Genomic DNA, 326 nt, shown 5'->3' with positions numbered 1-326 from the left:
GCGCCCACTGGACGTTCGTCAGTTCGTACCGTTTGGCCATCCGTCGCGCTCCGAATCAGAACCCTCGGAACGCAATGAATCAACGCCAAACCGCGTTGAGAATCCTGAATGTAGATTGGACCTAGATACGACAGGTGACCTCAAATGAGGCGTCTTGCATGGCTTCTACACCTGCCTGAATGCCAGAACTGCGTTCGTGCCGCCCATGGCGAAGGCGTTGCTCATGGCGACGCGCACCTTGCGCTCGCGCGGCACATTGGGCGTGATGTCGAGGTCGCAAGCGGGATCTGGCTCGCGATAGTTGGCGGTCGGCGGCACGACGTCCT

1 pseudogene is annotated in these 326 nt (G+C 59.8%); it reads right to left on the bottom strand.

The features are described from left to right. Positions 1–165: 165 nt before the first annotated feature. Positions 166–326 (bottom strand): annotated as a pseudogene (locus tag EOA49_RS32440) (beta-ACP synthase); the annotation flags it as partial.

Origin of the sequence: Mesorhizobium sp. M1A.F.Ca.IN.020.04.1.1 (genome assembly GCF_003997315.1) — a bacterium.
Taxonomy (GTDB): Bacteria; Pseudomonadota; Alphaproteobacteria; order Rhizobiales; family Rhizobiaceae; genus Mesorhizobium.
This window is presented reverse-complemented; position numbering and strand designations above follow the sequence as displayed.